We start from the raw sequence: 15639 nt of genomic DNA, 5'->3' as shown, positions 1-15639 counted from the left end.
TAAAGCCTCACAAAACCGCTTTCGGGTAAGAGCCCAGCACCTTGAGTGCCACGGCTTCCTGACTGATCTTCTCCAGCACGCCTTTGACCAGCGGATCACGGTGGTGGCCGATGAAGTCGATAAAGAACACATACGTCCATTTACCGCTGCGCGAAGGACGGGTCTCGATGCGCGTCAGGTCAATCCCGTTGTCGTGGAACGGCACCAGCAGCTCATGCAGCGCGCCGGGCTTGTTGCTCATGGAGACGATGATCGACGTCTTGTCGTCGCCGGTCGGCGGTACTTCCTGGCTGCCGATCATCAGAAAGCGCGTGGAGTTGTCCGGACGGTCTTCAATCTTCTCGGCCAGGCGCGTCAAGCCGTACAGGCCAGCGGCCATATCACCGGCAATCGCCGCCGAATTCCACTCGCCCTTGACCCGCTTGGCCGCTTCGGCGTTGCTGGACACCGCCACGCGCTCGACATTCGGGTAATGGGCGTCCAGCCACTTGCGGCACTGGGCCAGGGACTGGGCATGGGAATAGATACGGCTGATGCTGTCGGTCTTGGTGTTTTCGCCCACCAGCAGGTGGTGGTGGATGCGCAGCTCGACTTCGCCGCAGATCACCATGTCGTGCTCGAGGAAGCTGTCCAGCGTGTGGTTGACCGCGCCTTCGGTGGAGTTTTCCACCGGCACCACGCCAAAGTTCACCGCGCCGGCGGCCACTTCGCGGAACACTTCGTCGATGGCGGCCATCGGCTTGCTGATCACCGCGTGACCGAAGTGCTTCATGGCGGCAGCCTGGGTGAACGTGCCCTCGGGACCGAGGTACGCTACCTTCAGCGGTTGCTCCAGGGCCAGGCACGACGACATGATTTCGCGGAACAACCGCGCCATCTCTTCGTTGCCCAGCGGCCCCTTGTTACGCTCCATCACGCGCTTGAGTACCTGGGCCTCGCGCTCAGGGCGGTAGAACACCGGCACTTCGCCTTCAGCCAGGGACGCCATCTTCACCCGTGCCACTTCCTGGGCGCACCGCGCGCGCTCACTGATCAGCTCCAGGACTTTCTCGTCCAGGCTGTCAATGCGCACGCGCAGGGCCTTGAGTTCTTGCTCAGACATTAGCCGTGTTCCTTTTCGAACTCTGCCATGTAGGCCACCAGCGCGTTGATCGCGTTGATGTCGACAGCGTTGTAGATGGAGGCGCGCATACCGCCCACTGAGCGATGGCCCTTGAGGTTCAGCAGGCCACGCGCGTCGGCACCGGCCAGGAACGGCTTGTCCAGGCGGTCATCGGCCAGGCGGAACGGCACGTTCATCCACGAGCGGTCGGTCAGGTTGATCGGGTTGCTGTACAGGCCGCTGGCGTCGATGAAGTTGTACAGGACGCGCTTCTTCTCTTCGTTGAGCTTGCCCATGGCAGCCACGCCGCCCTGCTCTTTCAGCCACTCGAACACCAGGCCCGACAGGTACCAGGCGAACGCCGGCGGGGTGTTGTACATCGAGCCGTTATCAGCCGCGACCTTGTAGTTGAGCATGGTCGGGCACACCGAGCGGGCACGCCCCAGCAGGTCTTCACGGATGATGTTGACCAGGATGCCGCTCGGGCCGATGTTCTTCTGCGCGCCGGCGTAGATCATTCCGTACTTGGACACATCGATAGGGCGCGAAAGAATGTCCGAAGACATGTCGCACACCAGCGGGACATCCCCCACTTCAGGCACCCAGTCAAACTCCAGGCCACCGATGGTTTCGTTTTGCACGTAGTGCACGTAGGCCGCGTCCTTCGACAACTTCCATTCGTTCTGACCTGGAATCGCGAAGTAGTCGTAGGGCTTGGCGGTGCCGGCAACGTTGACATGGCCGTAGCGCGAAGCCTCTTCAATGGCTTTCTGCGACCAGATACCGGTGTCGATATAGTCGGCAGTGCCGTCTTCCGGCAGCAGGTTCAGCGGCAACTGGGCGAACTGCTGGCTAGCGCCGCCTTGCAGGAACAGCACTTTGTAGTCGGAAGGGATGTCCAGCAAGTCGCGCAGGTCCTGCTCGGCCTTGGTGGCAATGGACACGAACTCATCACTGCGATGGCTCATTTCCATCACGGAGAGGCCTTTTCCATGCCAGTCGAGGAGTTCACCCTGCGCACGCTGCAGGACTGCTTCAGGAAGCGCCGCGGGACCGGCACAGAAGTTATAGGCTCTCTTGCTCACATCCAATCTCTCTGATCTGGTGGGACTGAAATCAAACACTGTAGGCGTGAGCTTGCTCGCGAAAAACCCGAGAGCGCAAGGGCGTATCAGGCAGCCCGCGTTATCGTTGACGATTTTCGCGAGCAGGCTCGCTCCTACAGGGGGCGGCGTTGTTATTTCAAAGGGGACAAACAACAAGGGGGCGAATCTTCATCCGCCCCCTGTGTGTCCGCTTATTCCTGCGGTTCTTCTTCGTCTGCGGCAGCGTCGAGGGTTGGCTCGTCGACGTTGTCATCGCCGCTTGCGATCACCTCGCCTTCGAACTCTTCACCTTCCAGCTCTTCACCTTCGACTTCCGACGGCTCCTGGACACGCTCCAGGCCGACCAGTTTTTCGTCCTTGGCCAGCTTGATCAGCGTCACGCCCTGGGTGTTACGGCCCAGGCTCGAGACTTCAGCTACGCGGGTACGCACCAGGGTGCCCTGGTCGGAAATCAGCATGATTTCCTCGCCGTCGAGCACCTGGACCGCGCCGACCAGACGGCCGTTGCGATCGTTGCTGACCATGGCGATCACGCCTTGGCCGCCACGCTTGTACTCCGGGAACTCGCTGATGGCCGTACGCTTGCCATAACCACGCTCGGAAGCGGTGAGGATCTGGCTGCCTTCTTCCGGGATCAACATCGAAATCAGCTTCTGCCCTTCCGGCAGGCGCATACCACGCACACCGCGGGCGGTACGGCCCATGGCGCGAACGTCGGATTCCTTGAAGCGCGTCACCTTGCCACCGTCGGAGAACAGCATGACTTCACGCTCGCCATCGGTGATGGCCGCGCTGATCAATACGTCGCCTTCGTCCAGCTCCAGGGCGATCAGGCCCACGCTGCGTTGACGGCTGAAGGATTCCAGCGGGGTCTTCTTCACGGTGCCTTTGGCGGTAGCCATGAAGATGAAATGACCTTCGGTGTATTCCTCGACCGGCAACATGGTGGTGATGTATTCATCACTGTCCAGCGGCAGCAGGTTGACCAACGGACGGCCACGGGCGGCACGGGAGGCTTCCGGGATTTCGTAGGTTTTCAGCCAGTACACCTTGCCCTTGCTGGAGAACAGCAGCAGCGTGGTGTGGCTGTTGGCGACTAGCAGGTGAGCGATGTAGTCCTCATCCTTCACGCCGGTAGCCGATTTACCTTTACCGCCACGACGCTGGGCCTGGTACGCAGCCAATGGCTGGGTCTTGGCATAGCCGCCGTGGGAGATGGTCACGACGCGCTCTTCTTCCGGGATCATGTCACCCAGGGTCAGGTCGAGGCGCGCATCGAGGATTTCGGTGCGGCGCACATCGCCGTATTCGGCACGGATCACTTCCAGTTCTTCGCGGATCACTTCCATCAGGCGCACGGCGCTGTTGAGGATGCGGATCAGCTCGCCGATCTGGTTGAGGATCTCCTGGTACTCGGCCAGCAGCTTCTCGTGCTCCAGGCCAGTCAGGCGGTGCAAGCGCAGTTCAAGGATGGCCTGGGCCTGTTCCGGCGACAGGAAGTACTTGCCGTCACGCAGACCGTATTGCGGGTCCAGGGTCTCTGGACGGCAAGAGTCAGCACCCGCGCGTTCAACCATGGCCACTACGGCGCTGGATTCCCACGGCATCTTGATCAGCGCTTCTTTAGCTTCCGACGGCGTCGGCGAAGCCTTGATCAGGGCGATCACCGGGTCGATGTTCGACAGCGCAACCGCCTGGCCTTCCAGGATGTGGCCGCGTTCGCGAGCCTTGCGCAGTTCGAACACGGTACGGCGGGTGACCACTTCGCGGCGGTGACGCACGAAGGCTTCCAGCAGGTCCTTGAGGTTCAGGATGCGTGGGCGGCCGTCGATCAGTGCAACCACGTTGATACCAAACACGCTTTGCAGCTGGGTCTGGGCATAGAGGTTGTTGAGGATCACCTCGGGCACTTCGCCGCGACGCAGCTCGATCACCACGCGCATACCGTCTTTGTCGGACTCGTCGCGCAGTTCGGTGATGCCTTCGAGTTTTTTCTCTTTGACCAGCTCGGCGATCTTCTCGATCAGGCGCGCCTTGTTCAACTGGTAAGGCAGCTCAGTGATAACGATCTGCTGGCGGCCACCGACCTTGTCGATGTCTTCGATGATCGAGCGGGCACGCATGTAAATGCGGCCGCGACCGGTGCGGTAGGCTTCGATGATGCCGGCGCGACCGTTGATGATCGCGGCGGTCGGGAAGTCCGGACCGGGAATGTATTGCATCAGCTCATCGACGGTCAGCTCAGGGTTGTCGATGAGGGCCAGGCAACCGTCGATGACTTCACCGAGGTTGTGCGGCGGGATGTTGGTGGCCATGCCCACGGCGATACCGCTGGAGCCGTTGACCAGCAGGTTGGGAATACGGGTCGGCATGACCGCCGGGATCATTTCGGTGCCGTCGTAGTTCGGCACCCAGTCCACGGTTTCTTTATGCAGGTCGGCCAGCAGCTCGTGCGCCAGCTTGGTCATGCGCACTTCGGTGTATCGCATGGCCGCGGCGTTGTCGCCGTCGACCGAACCGAAGTTGCCCTGGCCGTCTACCAGCAGGTAGCGCAGGGAAAACGGCTGGGCCATCCGAACGATGGTGTCGTACACCGCGGTGTCGCCGTGAGGGTGATACTTACCGATCACGTCACCGACAACACGGGCAGATTTCTTGTACGGCTTGTTCCAGTCGTTACCCAGCTCGCTCATCGCGAACAGCACACGCCGGTGCACGGGCTTCAAGCCATCGCGCGCATCAGGCAGTGCCCGACCGACAATTACGCTCATCGCGTAGTCGAGGTAGGACTGTTTCAGCTCGTCTTCGATATTGACCGGGAGGATTTCTTTGGCCAGTTCGCCCATGAGAAGCCTGATTCCTTTTTCGGGTGAAACCTCGTCACATCCATATGGGACGAACGAAGCTCGTCGCTGCCGGCATGGTGCCTGACAACGACTTACGACAAATCAACGAGTTATGACACGGATCTGCGCGTTAAGGATCCCCCCTCGGGGCGACCCTGGAAACCGCCGGATGTTATCACAATCGCCGCCACGCACCTATCCCCCTGATGCGCATGGAGACTAGTAATTTGACGGATGACAGGCTTGAAGAGGACGAGAGGGGCTCAGAGATGGGGTGGTGCTTTTTTTTGAGGGCGGATCGGAGGGTTTTATTGACTTTCAGGGCCAATCGGGGGCAAGCCCCCTCCCACATTTTGACTGTGCTCACCATTCAAGTGTGGGAGGGGCTTGCCCCCGATAGCCATTTTCACAAACACCGCAGCCATCAATGCAGGCGTTTACGACACATCAACTTGGCCAGCTTGACCGTGTCAGGACGCTCGACGATGCCTTTTTCGGTCACGATCACATCGATCAAGTCGGCCGGGGTCACGTCAAACACCGGGTTATAGGCACTCACATCGGCGGCGAAGCGCTGGCCCGCGACTTCCAGCAATTCATCGGCATCACGCTCTTCCAGCGCCACGTCATCGCCGGTCGCCATCATCAGGTCGAGGGTCGAGCTCGGCGCCACCACCATAAACCGTACGCCGTGGTGCATGGCGCACACCGCCAGTTGATAGGTACCGATCTTGCCGATCACATCGCCATTGGCCGCGATACAGTCGGCGCCGACAACGACCCAGGTGACGCCCTTGGTCTTGAGAATATGCGCGCCCGCCGAATCCGCATTGACCATCACCGGAACACCATCGCCCGCCAACTCCCAGGCGGTCAGGCGCGAGCCTTGCAACCAGGGCCGGGTTTCGTTGGCGTAGACCTGTTCGACCAACCCTTCCAGGAAGGCCGCGCGAATCACGCCGAGGGCCGTGCCGAAGCCTCCCGTGGCCAACGCGCCGGCGTTGCCATGGGTCAGGATCGCCTGGGCATTGCCTTGGTGCTTGCGAATCCGTTCGACGCCCAGTTGGGCCATGACGAGGTTGGCTTCACGATCGCTTTCATGGATTGCAATAGCCTCGGCTTCCAGCATCGCCAGCGGGTCGGCGTGCTTTTTGACGCGGTCCAGGCGGTCGCGCATGCGCTTGAGGGCCCAGAACAGGTTCGAGGCGGTCGGGCGAGTCGCGGCCAGTAGTGCGTAGTCTTCTTCCCACGCGGCCTGCCAGTCGCCGCCTTCTGTGACGCGTTCGCGGGCGGCGAGCACCAGGCCATAGGCGGCGCTGATGCCGATGGCCGAGGCGCCGCGCACCACCATGGCGCGAATGGCCGCAGCCACCTCCTCCACCGTGGAGCAGCTCACCCAGCTTTCCCGCGAGGGCAACACACGCTGATCGAGCAGGTGCAGTGCGCCATCACGCCAATCGATGGCCTTCACTTTCTCCGCGGCCAACAGTCGATCGCGCATCCCTCACCCCGCTCTCATGAACAAAAGCCGCCGATTATAGCGATCCGCCAGCCAGGACGCTCGGGTATACTTCGCGCTTCTTTTATAGCTGCCCAGGAAGAAGCCTTCGATGACCCCCACTGCCGCCCCGCTCGACTTATTGCTACTGCCGACCTGGCTGGTACCTGTCGAACCTGCCGGCGTGGTGCTCAAGGAGCATGCCCTGGGCATCCGCGATGGGCGCATTGCCTTTATCGGGCCACGGGCGACGGCCTTGAAGCTTTCGGCCCGTGAAGTCCGCGAGCTGCCGGGCATGCTGCTCAGCCCGGGCCTGGTCAACGCCCACGGGCATGCGGCGATGAGCCTGTTTCGCGGCCTGGCCGACGACTTGCCACTGATGACCTGGCTGGAAAAACACATCTGGCCCGCCGAAGCCAAGTGGGTCGACGAAGCCTTCGTGCGCGACGGCACCGACCTGGCCATCGCCGAACAGCTCAAGGGCGGCATTACGTGTTTCTCGGACATGTACTTCTACCCCAAGGTCGCCAGCGAGTGCGTGCACAACAGCGGCATGCGCGCACAGATCGCGGTTCCGATCCTCGACTTCCCGATTCCCGGCGCCAGCACCGCCGATGAAGCCCTGCGCCAGGGCATCGAGCTGTTCGGCGACCTCAAGCATCACCCACGCATCAGGATCACCTTCGGCCCCCACGCCCCCTACACCGTGAGCGATGCCAACCTGGAAAAGATCCGGGTGATCGCCGAGGAGCTGGACGCCGCAATCCATATGCATGTGCACGAAACCGCGCATGAGGTGCAACAGGCGGTGGAGCAGACCGGCGAACGCCCGCTGGCACGCCTGGGCCGCCTCGGCCTGCTGGGCCCGCGCTTCCAGGCCGTTCACATGACCCAAATCAGCGAGGATGACCTGGCTTTGCTGGTAGAAAGCAACACCAGCGTGATCCATTGCCCGGAATCGAACCTGAAACTGGCCAGCGGCTTCTGCCCGGTGGAGCGTCTGTGGCAGGCTGGCGTCAACGTGGCCATCGGCACCGATGGCGCCGCCAGCAACAATGACCTGGACCTGTTGGGCGAAACCCGCACGGCTGCAATGCTGGCCAAGGCCGTTGCCGGCTCGGCCACCGCGCTGGACGCCCATCGCGCCCTGCGCATGGCGACCCTCAACGGCGCCCGGGCCCTGGGCCTGGAGAGCGAGATAGGTTCGCTGGAAGTCGGCAAGGCAGCGGATATCGTGGCCTTCGATCTTTCAGGGTTGGCGCAACAACCGATCTACGATCCGGTCTCACAACTTATATATGCCACCGGACGCGATTGCGTGAAACACCTTTGGGTCGCCGGCAAGCAGTTGCTCGACGACCGGCAATTGACCCGCATGGATGAACAACAGTTGACCGCCACGGCCATTGCCTGGGGTAAACGCATCAGCGGGCACTAAGCATAACGCCGGTACTGAACCCGTGCGTTCAGCACCGACAAACCGATTTATCAGTTTTAGAGGATGCACCATGAGCAACGTTGACCACGCCGAAATCGCCAAATTCGAAGCCTTGGCGCACCGCTGGTGGGACCGCGAAAGCGAGTTCAAGCCCCTGCACGACATCAACCCCCTGCGGGTCAACTGGATTGACGAGCGCGTCAACCTGGCCGGCAAGAAGGTGCTGGATGTCGGTTGCGGTGGCGGCATCCTCAGTGAAGCCATGGCCCAGCGCGGCGCGACCGTGATGGGTATCGACATGGGCGAAGCGCCGCTGGCCGTGGCCCAGTTGCACCAGCTGGAGTCCGGGGTGAGCGTGGAATACCGCCAGATCACTGCCGAAGCCCTGGCCGACGAGTTGCCCGAGCAGTTCGACGTGGTCACTTGCCTTGAGATGCTGGAACACGTGCCGGACCCGTCCTCGGTGATCCGCGCCTGCTTCCGCATGGTCAAGCCGGGCGGCCAGGTGTTCTTCTCCACCATCAACCGCAATCCCAAGGCTTACCTGTTCGCGATCATTGGCGCTGAATACATCATGAAGCTGCTGCCGCGCGGCACCCATGACTTCAAGAAATTTATCCGCCCATCCGAACTGGGCGCGTGGAGCCGCCAGGCCGGGCTGACCGTCAAGGACATCATCGGCCTGACCTACAACCCGCTGACCAAGCACTACAAGCTGGCCAGCGACGTCGACGTCAACTACATGATCCAGACCCTGCGCGAGGAGTGAGCCTGTGAAGTTGCGAGCGGTTCTCTTCGATATGGACGGTACCTTGCTGGACACCGCGCCAGACTTTATCGCCATCTGCCAGGCCATGCGCGCTGACCGCGGCCTCGCGCCGGTCAACGACCAGCACATCCGCGATGAAATTTCCGGCGGTGCACGGGCGATGGTCGCCGTGACCTTCTCCATGGACCCGGAATCCCCAGGCTTTGAAGAGCTGCGCCAGGAATTCCTGGAGCGCTACCTCAAGGGCTGCGCGATTCACAGCGCGTTGTTCGACGGCATGGCCGAGCTGCTGGAAGACATCGAGAAGTCCAAGCTGATCTGGGGCGTGGTCACCAACAAGCCGGTGCGCTTTGCCGAACCGATCATGCAGCAACTGGGCCTGGCCGAGCGGTCGGCGTTGCTGATCTGCCCGGACCACGTGACGAACAGCAAGCCGCACCCCGAGCCGCTGATCCTGGCGTGCAAGATGCTCGACCTGGACCCGGCCAGCGTGCTGTTCGTGGGCGATGACCTGCGCGACATCGAATCCGGCCGCGATGCCGGCACCCGCACTGCAGCGGTGACCTATGGCTATATCCACCCGGACGACAACCCACGTCACTGGGGCGCGGACGTGGTAGTGGATCACCCGCTGGAACTGCGCAAGGTGCTGGATAACGCGCTGTGCAGTTGCTGATGGCTCACTCGCTCTACTTACTAAGGAAGATCCAATGTGGGTGTTTGCAACCTACTGAATTCTGTCGAGGCTTTTTATGTTTGATTACTCTGCACGTCCAGAACTGCTCAAAGGCCGGGTCATCCTGGTGACCGGTGCGGGTCGCGGGATTGGCGCGGCGGCAGCGAAAACCTACGCGGCCCATGGCGCCACCGTGCTGTTGCTAGGCAAGACCGAAGCCAACCTGGCCCAGGTGTATGACGAGATCGAAGCCGCCGGCCACCCACAACCGGTGGTCATCCCGTTCAACCTGGAGACCGCCCTGCCCCATCAATACGATGAGCTGGCCGCGATGATCGAAAAAGAATTCGGCCACCTCGACGGCCTGCTGCACAACGCCTCGATCATCGGCCCACGCACGCCGATCGAGCAGTTGTCCGGCGAGAACTTCATGCGGGTGATGCACATCAACGTGAATGCCATGTTCATGTTGACCAGCACGCTGCTGCCCCTGCTCAAGCTGTCCCAGGATGCGTCGGTGGTGTTCACCTCCAGCAGCGTCGGGCGTAAGGGCCGTGCGTATTGGGGGGCTTACGGCGTGTCGAAATTCGCCACTGAAGGCCTGATGCAAACCCTGGCCGACGAGCTCGACACAGTTGCGCCCGTACGGGCCAACAGCATCAACCCAGGCGCCACGCGCACCAGCATGCGGGCTCAGGCGTACCCAGGGGAAAACCCGGCGGATAACCCGGCACCGGAAGCAATCATGCCGGTGTACCTGTACCTGATGGGGCCGGACAGTACCGGGATCAATGGGCAGGCGTTCGACGCGCAGTAAAACCAAATGTGGGAGGGGGCTTGCCCCGATGGCGGTGGGTCAGCCACAGTTACAGTGACTGACACCTTGCCATCGGGGCAAGCCCCCTCCCACATTTCTATTGCCGTGTTCCCTGGGCCTTAGTTTTTCACCACTTCCTCAAGGGTGAAGCGTCCCAGTGGGTTTTGCAGGAAGTTGCTCACATTCTTGCGCGAGATGTTGATGTACGGGCTGTAGTACAGGTCGATCCAGTTCACGTCCTGTTTCGCCAGTTTCTGCAGGTCGATATACATCTGCTCACGCTTGGCCGGGTCGGCCTCGATGCGGGCCGCGGCCACCAGCGCCTTGACCTGGTCGTTCTTGTAGCGGGTCATGTAGTTCTGGTTGGTGTCGTGGCCCAGTACGAAGGTGGTCTTCTGGTCCGGGTCGAGGATGTCGTTGGTCCAGTACATCACTGAAATATCGTAAGTACCGTCCACCAGCATCTGCCAGCTTTGAGTCGGGTCGACTTTCTGCAGGTTGGCGGTGACGCCGACCTTGGCCAGTTGATCCTTGATGATCACCGCAATCTGCTCGTCGGCCTCGTTACCGGCGTTGACCACATAGTTGAGCTTCAAGTCCTTGGCGCCAGCATCGGCCAGCAGCTTCTTGGCGGCGGCGGGGTCATACGGGCGCTGCAGGTTGTTGGCGTAGTGGTACAGCGAGCCTTTTGGAATGTAGGAATAGGCCACGGTGCCTTGACCGTAAGTGGCGGTCTTCACCAGCGATTGTTTATCGATGGCCATGTCCAGTGCCTGACGCACTTCCGGCTTGGCCAACAGGCCGTGCTCGTGGTTGATCAGCAGGTGGTCTTCACGGGTCGACGGGTCGGAGTGGATCACCACGTTCTTGTCTTTTTTCAGCTCTTCCACCCGGGAGAACGGTACAAAGATCGCCGTGTCCAGCTCGTTGTTCTGCACCATGCGCATGCGCGTGTTGTCGTCAGTGACCGACACCCACTCCACGCCATCCAGGCTCACGTTCTTGGCCTGCCAGAAGTTCGGGTTCTTTTTCAGGATCACCCGATCGCCCTTGCGCCATTCGTCCACGGTAAACGCACCGGAGGTCACCGGGTTTTCCGCGTAGGCGTCTTCGCCCATCTTGGTCATGGCTTTTTCCGACAGGATCGACACCGTCGGCGATGCGAGTTGCGAGAGGAAGGCGACCGCAGGGGTTTTCAGCGTTACGACCAGGGTTTTGGGGTCGGCGGCCTTGGCCGTATTGATCAGGCTGAACGGGTCGCTCCACAGCGAAGCCTTGTTGTCGCGGATACGCAACAGGCTGAACGCCGCATCCTCAGCGGTGATCGGCGAGCCGTCGGAGAACTTCGCCTCGCGCAGTTTGAAGGTGTAGGTCAGGCCGTCCTTGGAGATATCCCAGCTTTCGGCCAGCCCCGGTTCCATCTTGGTCCCCAGGTTATCGACACGCACCAGGGTGTCGTAGACGTTGGCGAATACCCAGGTGTCGCGGTTCTGCGCACTTTTGATCGGGTCAAACGTGGTGCTGTCTTCACGGCAACCGATGGTCAGTACGCCGGCGGCCTGGGCCAGCCCGGCAGTGAGGGACCAGGCGGTTAACGTCGCAGCAGCGAGCAACTTCAAGTGGCGGGATTGCATGTCATAACTCCTTGTTTATGGACGGCAGAAAGGGTCAACGGTTCTTCAAGCACGCAACTGTACCGATGCTCGTGCAGGAAATGGGTCGGCGGCAACACCATGGAACACAGGGCCTTGGCATACCGGCAACGCGGGTGAAACGCACAGCCGGTGGGCACATTCAATGGGCTGGGTGGCTCACCCGGCAAGGGTTCCGTAGGCAATGGCCGATGCGGATCGATCTCCGGGATCGCCTGGATCAGCGCCGCCGTATACGGATGGCGCGGCGAAGTGAACACCGCCTCCACCGGGCCCTCCTCGACGATCTTGCCCAGGTACATCACCGCCACGCGGTCGCACAGGCGGCGCACGATGGCCAGGTCATGGGCGATGAACAGGATCGCCAGGTTCATGCGCTGTTGCAGTTCCAGCAACAGGTTGATGATCTGGCCCTGGATCGACACATCCAGCGCCGCCACACACTCATCAGCGATGATCAAACGCGGCTCCACCGCCAGCGCCCGGGCGATGCCCACGCGCTGGCACTGGCCGCCGCTGAGCGCGCCGGGTTTGCGCTCGGCGAGTTCGGGACGCAGGCCGACCAGGTCGAGCAGTTCGTTGACGCGAGCCGGAATCTGTTGCGCGGGGACCTTGCGTTGCACCCGCAGCACCTCGGCAATGGTTTCGCCAATGGTGTGGCGCGGGTTCAGCGCGGCATACGGGTCCTGGAAAATCATCGCGGTTTCATGGCGCAGCCGGGCGATATCGATGGCGCTGCCGTGGGCCATATCAATACCGTCGAACAACACTTGGCCGGCGCTGATCGGGTTGAGGTGCAGAATCGCACGACCCAGAGTGCTCTTGCCGCTGCCGGATTCGCCCACCAGGCCGAGGGTCTCGCCCGCCGCCAGGTTCAGCGATACCCCGTTCACCGCCCTCACCCACTGCTTGTTCAAACCCAACACGCCAGTGCCAGACGCGGCAAAGCGCACCTCCAGGTCTTTGATCTGCAACAGGCTCATGGCCGATCTCCCAAAGGATAGTGACAGGCCACACGCGAGCCTTCAGGCAGCTGCCGGGTGCATAGGTCGCCGACCTGCGGGCAGCGTGGGTTGAAGCGACACCCGGCGGGCAACGCATCCAGCAGCGGCGGCTGGCCTGGGATGGTGCGCAGCAACGCATGCCCGCTGCTGTGGGCAGGCTGGCAGTCGATCAGCCCAGCGGTGTAAGGATGCCGGGGGTGGGCCAGCAGGTCGTATTTGCTGCCATGCTCGCACAGGCGACCGGCGTACATCACGGCGATGGAGTCGCAGGTCTGCGCCACCACGCCGAGGTCGTGGGTGATCATGATGATCGACAGGCCACGCTGGTCGCGCAGGTCCAGCAACAGGCGCAGGATTTGCGCCTGCACGGTCACATCGAGGGCCGTGGTCGGCTCATCGGCGATCAACACCTGCGGGTTGCAGCCCAGGGCCACGGCGATCATCGCGCGCTGGCGCATGCCGCCGGAAAACTCATGGGGATAGTTGTCGACCCGCGCCTGGGGATCGGGAATCCCCACCTGGCGCAGCACGTCGATGGCTTGCAGGCGCGCGTCTTTCTTCGACGCACCTTGATGCAGGCGAATCCCCTCGGCGATCTGCTCGCCAATGCGCATCAGCGGGTCGAGGTGGCTGCTGGGGTTCTGGAAGATCATGCCCAGTTGCCCGCCACGCACTGCGCGCATGCCGGCGTCATCCAGCTGCAACAAATCGCGACCGGCCAGGCGCACGGCCCCGCCTTGCACCCGCAGGTTGGGCGACGGCAACAAGCGCATCAGCCCGCGACAGGCCATCGTCTTGCCCGAGCCGCTTTCACCCACCAGGCCGAGGATTTCACCTTCGGCCAGGTCAAAGGACACACGATCGACCAGGGTGACATCACGCCCGGCGTTATGGGCGATCACACTCAAGTCCTGTACCTGAAGCAGACTCATGTTCGATCCCCCAGCACTTGCGCCACACCGTCGGCCAACAGGCTGAAGCCCATGGCCAGGGTCACGATGGCCAGGCCCGGGAAGGTGCAGAGCCACCAGGCCGTGGTGATAAAGGCCTGCCCTTCGGCCACCATGGTGCCCCATTCGGCGGTCGGCGGTTGTACACCCAGGCCGAGGTAGCTCACCGCCGCCCCATTGAGCAGCACCAGCACGGCGTCAGACATGGAAAACACAATCGAGCCAAACAGGGCGTTGGGCAGCAAATGCCGAAACAGGATGCGCCCGTGGCCAAAGCCCAGGCTCTTGGCCGCCAGGGCAAAGTCGCTTTCCTTGAGCACCAGGATCTGCGAGCGGATCAACCGCGCATACGACACCCAGCCCACCAGTGCCATGGCGATATAAAAACTCTTCAAGCCCGGGCCGAGGATGGCCATGATCGCCAACATCAATACCAGGAACGGGAACGCCAGGACCACGTCGATCACGCGCATGCAGAAATTGTCGAAACGCCCGCCGATGTAGCCGGAAACCGCACCGACAAAGGTGCCGATCATGAACGGGAAAATCACCCCGACAATGGCCAATTGCAGGTCAATGCGCGCGCCCCAGATCACCCGCGAAAGGATGTCACGACCATAATTGTCCGTGCCAAACGGATGGGCAAGGCTTGGCCCCAGCAGGCTCAGATCCGTGTTCTGCGCAATCGGGTCATAGGGCGCGATCCACGGCGCGAACAGCGCCAAGGCAAACCACGCCAACAGAATCGCCAGGCCCCACGCGGCGGTCAGCCGGCCATTGCGAAAGCCAAACCGCAAGCGCAGGCGCCAGGGCACAATCAACGAGCGGCTGTTCATTGCATTTTCACCCGTGGGTCGAGGGCGACGGTCACGACATCCGCCACAAAGTTGACCACCACCGTCGCACAGGCCAGCACCATGGCCACCCCCTGCACCACCATGTAGTCGCGGGTAAAGATGCCACGGACCAGCAACTGGCCGATGCCGGGAATGGCGAACAGGCTTTCGATCACCACCGTGCCGCTGATCAACCAACCGATGTTCACCGCCAGCAGGTTGACCGCCGGCACCAGGGAATTGGGCAACACATGCCGGCGAAACACCGCAGCCTCCGACAACCCACGGGCGCGGGCGGCGGTGACATGGTCGGCCTGCAACTCCATCAACATGCTCGCCCGCAGGTTGCGCACCAGCACCGCGGACAACGCCAGGGCGATGGTCAGGCATGGCAGGACCATATGGTGCGCCTTGTCCAGCCAGGTGCGGCCGTAGCCCGACACCGGGAACAAGCCCCATTGCACGCTGAGCAACAGGATCAGCATCAAGCCCAGCCAGAATGCCGGCATGCCCAGGCCGACCGTGGTGAATACGCGGATCAGGTTGTCGGCCCAGCCACCTTTATGCCGCGCCGCCAAGGTCGCCAGCGGTATCGCGATCAACAGCGCCAGCACCACGCTGCCAAGGACCAGCACCAACGTCGGCTCGATGCGGGTGACGATCAGCTTCAGGGCATCGACCTTGTACAGCAGCGATTGGCCGAGGTCGCCCTTGAGCAGGTTTTTGAGAAAGTAGAAATATTGCAGCCACAACGGCTGGTCGAGGCCGAACTGCGCGCGGATTTTCAGCAAGGCGTCCGGGGTGCTGCGCGAGCCCAGCAGCGCGCGGGCGGGGTCGCCGGGAATCGAGCGTACCAGCACAAAGGTGATCAGGCTGATGCCAAACAGCACCGGCAACAATTGCAGGGGCCGGGACAGTACAAAACGGTAGCGCGCCAGGTTCATT

General features: G+C 61.9%; 13 protein-coding genes. 4 read left to right on the top strand and 9 right to left on the bottom strand.

The window, feature by feature from the left end:
* Positions 1-7: 7 nt before the first annotated feature.
* From pheA to mtnA, 4 genes are all read right to left on the bottom strand, one after another.
* Positions 8-1102 (bottom strand): prephenate dehydratase, encoded by a 1095-nt coding sequence (pheA, locus tag AC1Q6I_RS23470; protein WP_003172650.1) that lies wholly within the window; start codon positions 1100-1102, stop codon positions 8-10.
* Complete coding sequence (gene serC / locus AC1Q6I_RS23465) at positions 1102-2187, bottom strand: 3-phosphoserine/phosphohydroxythreonine transaminase (RefSeq protein WP_024074153.1); 1086 nt, start codon at positions 2185-2187, stop codon at positions 1102-1104. Before serC ends, pheA begins: the two co-directional genes overlap by 1 nt.
* A 212-nt stretch (positions 2188-2399) precedes the next feature.
* Positions 2400-5054: a DNA gyrase subunit A gene (gyrA, locus tag AC1Q6I_RS23460; RefSeq protein ID WP_024074152.1), complete on the bottom strand. Its 2655-nt coding sequence runs from the start codon at positions 5052-5054 to the stop codon at positions 2400-2402.
* 424 nt (positions 5055-5478) lie between these two features.
* Complete coding sequence (mtnA, locus tag AC1Q6I_RS23455) at positions 5479-6555, bottom strand: S-methyl-5-thioribose-1-phosphate isomerase (protein ID WP_102624375.1); 1077 nt, start codon at positions 6553-6555, stop codon at positions 5479-5481.
* A 109-nt stretch (positions 6556-6664) separates the two neighbouring features.
* On the opposite strand from mtnA, the gene AC1Q6I_RS23450 reads away from it, so the two are divergent.
* From AC1Q6I_RS23450 to AC1Q6I_RS23435, 4 genes are all read left to right on the top strand, one after another.
* Entirely contained in the window at positions 6665-7990 is a 1326-nt protein-coding gene (locus AC1Q6I_RS23450; protein ID WP_024074150.1) for a TRZ/ATZ family hydrolase, read from the top strand.
* Positions 7991-8060: 70 nt separating this feature from the next.
* Entirely contained in the window at positions 8061-8759 is a 699-nt protein-coding gene (gene ubiG, locus AC1Q6I_RS23445; RefSeq protein WP_024074149.1) for a bifunctional 2-polyprenyl-6-hydroxyphenol methylase/3-demethylubiquinol 3-O-methyltransferase UbiG, read from the top strand.
* A gap of 4 nt (positions 8760-8763) precedes the next feature.
* Complete coding sequence (mupP, locus tag AC1Q6I_RS23440) at positions 8764-9435, top strand: N-acetylmuramic acid 6-phosphate phosphatase MupP (protein ID WP_069075512.1); 672 nt, start codon at positions 8764-8766, stop codon at positions 9433-9435.
* A 76-nt stretch (positions 9436-9511) separates the two neighbouring features.
* Entirely contained in the window at positions 9512-10252 is a 741-nt protein-coding gene (locus tag AC1Q6I_RS23435) for a YciK family oxidoreductase (protein WP_024074147.1), read from the top strand.
* A gap of 119 nt (positions 10253-10371) precedes the next feature.
* Here AC1Q6I_RS23435 and AC1Q6I_RS23430 read toward each other — a convergent pair whose 3' ends face one another.
* From AC1Q6I_RS23430 to AC1Q6I_RS23410, 5 genes are read right to left on the bottom strand one after another with little or no spacing between them, the layout of a single operon-like run.
* Complete coding sequence (locus AC1Q6I_RS23430) at positions 10372-11886, bottom strand: ABC transporter substrate-binding protein (RefSeq protein ID WP_102624376.1); 1515 nt, start codon at positions 11884-11886, stop codon at positions 10372-10374.
* Positions 11868-12887, bottom strand: a complete 1020-nt coding sequence (locus AC1Q6I_RS23425) for an ABC transporter ATP-binding protein (RefSeq protein WP_102624377.1) — start codon at positions 12885-12887, stop codon at positions 11868-11870. The genes AC1Q6I_RS23430 and AC1Q6I_RS23425 overlap by 19 nt, the downstream gene beginning before the upstream one ends.
* Positions 12884-13840 carry an ABC transporter ATP-binding protein gene (locus AC1Q6I_RS23420; RefSeq protein ID WP_102624378.1) on the bottom strand — a complete coding sequence of 319 codons (957 nt, stop codon included), beginning with the start codon at positions 13838-13840 and terminating at the stop codon, positions 12884-12886. The genes AC1Q6I_RS23425 and AC1Q6I_RS23420 overlap by 4 nt, the downstream gene beginning before the upstream one ends.
* Entirely contained in the window at positions 13837-14694 is an 858-nt protein-coding gene (locus tag AC1Q6I_RS23415; RefSeq protein WP_024074143.1) for an ABC transporter permease, read from the bottom strand. The genes AC1Q6I_RS23420 and AC1Q6I_RS23415 overlap by 4 nt, the downstream gene beginning before the upstream one ends.
* On the bottom strand, positions 14691-15638 hold the full coding sequence (locus AC1Q6I_RS23410) for an ABC transporter permease (protein WP_024074142.1): 948 nt from the start codon (positions 15636-15638) through the stop codon (positions 14691-14693). Before AC1Q6I_RS23410 ends, AC1Q6I_RS23415 begins: the two co-directional genes overlap by 4 nt.
* Between the last annotated feature and the right edge of the window lies 1 nt (position 15639).

This window comes from Pseudomonas sp. MPR-R2A5 (genome assembly GCF_058793055.1).
Note: the sequence above shows the minus strand (reverse complement) of the source record. Positions and strands in the feature narration are given on the sequence as shown.